3 protein-coding genes are annotated in these 3,782 nt (G+C 58.1%); 1 reads left to right on the top strand and 2 read right to left on the bottom strand.

What is annotated here, in order from left to right; translation table 11 throughout:
- Nucleotides 1–89: 89 nt before the first annotated feature.
- Nucleotides 90–1,127, top strand: coding sequence for a Fic family protein (locus A9D60_RS25260; protein ID WP_065270132.1), 1,038 nt, complete (start codon nt 90–92; stop codon nt 1,125–1,127).
- Between the two features lie 46 nt (nt 1,128–1,173).
- Here the strand turns inward: A9D60_RS25260 and A9D60_RS25255 are convergent, their stop codons facing one another.
- Entirely contained in the window at nt 1,174–3,354 is a 2,181-nt protein-coding gene (locus A9D60_RS25255; protein WP_083194371.1) for a UvrD-helicase domain-containing protein, read from the bottom strand.
- An 88-nt stretch (nt 3,355–3,442) separates the two neighbouring features.
- A partial coding sequence (locus A9D60_RS26905; RefSeq protein ID WP_217492097.1) for a hypothetical protein occupies nt 3,443–3,782 on the bottom strand: 340 nt, incomplete at its 5' end.

The raw sequence follows: 3,782 nt of genomic DNA, 5'->3' as shown, positions 1-3,782 counted from the left end.
GCAGCCTCAAGGCTTCTCTGATCTTCCTCATCGGCAATCTCGCCATTGGGTCCCTCCCGCTCTCAAAAGAGCGAAAGGCTACCCGCCACGTGATTGCTCAGCACCCCGCCAAAGGGCTCCGCGATCTTGTCCGCGAGCCCCGGAATCTTGTCCGCGCTAAATCGGAATGGTTGTCCGCGTCAGATTGGAATCCTTGTCCGCGCTACCCCGGTGCGCGCAGCCATCTAGGCCTCGATCCGGACAGCTACCCTGCCAAACCGCGCGAACAGGGCGTCGCGGAAATGATGGTCGACGTCTATTCCAGTTTTGCAGAGCCGCTGACCCATGAGACACTGTACCGCTGGCATCGAATGCTCCTGTCCCATGACCGCCGGTTGGAAACCATCGGGGCCTACCGACAACACGCCGAGGCGATGCAAATCGTTTCCGGCCGCCTTGACCGGCCCACGATCCATTTCGAAGCGCCGCCTTCAGAGCGGGTCATGCCTGAGATGGAGCGATACGCGGATTGGTTCAACAAGACCGGGCCGGGGGGAGCAGAGCCGCTTCCAGCGCTGACGCGCGCAGGGCTAAGCCACCTCTATTTCGAGAGCATCCACCCATTCGAAGACGGCAACGGCCGCTTGGGTCGCGCCCTCGCTGAAAAGTCTCTGGCACAGAACATTGGCCAGCCGACCCTCATCTCGCTCGCCTTCACCATCGAGAAGGAGCGCAAGGGATACTACGATCAGCTCGAGCAGCATCAAAAAACGCTCGACGTGACCGATTGGCTCGTCTGGTTCGCAGAAGTTGTCTTGAAGGCCCAACAGGCAACACTCGACCGCGTCGGCTTCTTCATCAGCAAGGCACACTTCTACGATCGTCACAGAGACCACTTGAACGAACGCCAGGCCAAGGCCATCGCTCGAATGTTTCGGGAAGGCCCTGGCGGTTTCAAAGGAGGCCTCAGCGCCGACAACTATCTCAAGATCACCGGAACCTCACGCGCAACCGCAACCCGCGATCTGCAGGACCTAGTCGAGAAAGGTGCGCTCAGCCGAACTGGAGAACGACGCCATACGAGGTACTGGTTGAACACAAGACTTGAACTTGATCCACGGCAACGCGCGCTCAGAAACGAGCGATAGCTGCAAAAATATCGCTTCTCTATGTGACCCCTCAGATTTTTGAGCATCAATCCGTGGAGATATTCAAAAGTGACGATGGTGTGCCAGACCAAGAAACCCGCAACGCCCGCTTTGCGCGCGTCGCTGCAACGTGCAAAAGCGACTGATATTGGGTAACGATATCTTCTCGGTCGGCAGCGTCCACAGCTGCCTTCAAGGCGCCTGGCGGTGGGAAGGCTGAGTCAGACACGAATGGGATAGCTACTGCGAAGAACTCAAGTCCCTTAGCGCGGTGCATGGTCGTGACACGTACCCCCGGGATTGATCGATCATCCGCACCAGCTTGGAGAGTCACTGTCTCGATGCCACCCGCGCGCAAGGCTTCACTCACCCGACCTACGTCCGATCGACGAGCACAGAGAACACCAACGTCTGACAAACGCATGTCATCGGAGGGGAGAGCTCGCACCCAAGACGCAACACCCTTGAGCTCCTCCTCTTCGGAGGCGCATCCAACCAGGTTCGGTGATACTCCATGCAGGAGGCTCACATAGCCGCGTAGCGTGTCACTTCCCTCATCGAGATCATCCACGCTTACACCCTCAAGAACGGATACGGCCCAAGCTCGAATCTCCTGGGTCGTTCGATAATTCAGGCGTAGTCGCCGAGACCTTCCGCGCACATTGATGCCGCAGGAAGCCATGCTGGCTCTGCGCCCGTAAATTCTCTGGTGCGCATCCCCGACTATGAAGAGAGAATTGCTATCCCCGGACGGCGTCTCCGGCACGATAGCCCTAATCAGTCTAAATGCCTGTTCCCCCATATCCTGCGCCTCGTCGACGATCACCGCCGCATAGGGCAGGCTGGGAGCTTCAGCAGCTAGGATCTCGATCGCTTCGCGGTAGGCGTCATCCGGTTCAGCAAGACCACCACTTATCATTCTAGCCCGGTAATCCCCGAAGATTATCCAAAGCGCGGCCCTCTTGCGGCGATCGAGAGGAGTGCCGCGTCCGGCCCTAGATGCTTTCAGGTAAGACCGCTGGTCGATGAGACCTTTCGCCTGAACGATCTGCGCCCATTCCGCGTGGATGAAGGCCTCGGAGAGCCCATCAGGTAATTCATGATCGTCGAACACTTCTCGCCAGATCTCATCGAGACGATCCCGCGCCTCTCCGAAGAAGGCGACTTCGCGTGCGAAATTCTTCCGCTTGAGGAACTGGGACACCCAACGGTCCAAGTTGATCACTTCGATCCGAGGCGGCCGAGCGTCCAGATGTTCTGGACACAGAGTTCGTAGGTTCGCTTCGATGTCTTGTGCGAGGCTCGTCGTGAAAGTTGTCAGCAGAACCCGTTGACCTGCCCGCGTCATGTCCTGTTCGATCTGATCGGCAAGGTGCTTCGCCCGGTGCATGGCAACGACGGTTTTCCCGGTCCCGGCGCCACCGCGGACCATGGCTGGGCCGTTGTAGTCCCGGTAGGCAATCTTGCGTTGATCAGGGTGTAAGAACACCCGCCATCCCTCGAGCCCCTCTTCAAAAACACGCCTGAGTTCCTTTTCATCCTCTGGGATGAAGATGGTCTGGCGGCTCTCCTCCGTTTCAATCATTTGATCGAACGTCAGGTCAGCAGGTGCATTTTCCGCCGTGGCTTCCGGTTGTTCCGGGATGCCCGTCAGAGCGTAAACCTCCTCGTCGGAATAGCCTGCGGCGAGGGCATAGAGGATCTGGTAGGTCAGCGGATCGAAAGCCTCTTCTGCAGCTTCCAGCGCATCAATCGAGGCAAGCGCACGGACCGCGGCTATTTCTTCTTGCTGAACACCGAGGGCTTTCAGCCGCTTTTCGGATACTGCCGCGAAGAGACGTGGCTCGTTCGCAGTCTGGGGAGCGGTCTCGACGATGTCCGCTTCAAGTTCCTCGACGACTCGGATCCGGTTCGTATCCGGGTCGAGTTTCACCCGACGGTTTCCGGCCCACCGGTAGGCTTTGTCATGTTCATTCACATGGACGAACATGATGTCGCGGCCCACTTCGAAGGCGATCGCGCGGTAGCCTTGGTCGACACGGAGGGATTTGATCGAACTGTCTTTCGCACCTTCCACGGTTTCAAGGTTCAACCCGTTCGCAGACGGATCAGACATGTAGCGGGTCATCATATCCATGAAGCGCAGCGCCACCTTGTCGGGAAGTTTCCGCAGGCTTTTCATACAACCGATGTCATAGGAGACCCGCTTGTTGATTGCGTCCATCATCTGTTTGTCTCCTGAATCGCCTGAATAACTTTGGTGACCGTCTCGCCGATTTGGTCGCTCTCCGGATCAAACGGGATGAGCCGCCAACTCACCCCTTCACAGAGGGGAGCCGCCAACTCACCCCTTCACAGAGGGTTTCCGCAATCGCAACGTTGGCCTCCCTCCACCCAAATTCCAACATCCCAACAACCCGCCCCTCGACGAGCAAATCGTCCCCCAAACGGTCCGGGCCGGGCACTTCATCCGCTATCAAGGCGTCGATCAGAGGATGGAACAGATCATCACATAGGGCCCGGGCTTCAAGCCAGGCTTCCGTGTCAGCATCCGTTGGTCCGGTCCCTACCGACATATCGGGTGGAGACAGAGTGTCGAGGCCCGCCAGTTCCACATGGAAACCGCGCACACACTGAAACAGATTGACGAGGCGC

It is taken from the genome of Leisingera sp. JC1, from assembly GCF_001679925.1.
Classification (GTDB): Bacteria; Pseudomonadota; Alphaproteobacteria; order Rhodobacterales; family Rhodobacteraceae; genus Leisingera.
The sequence above is the reverse complement of the archived record's forward strand: the minus strand, read 5'-3'. Positions and strand labels throughout refer to the sequence as shown.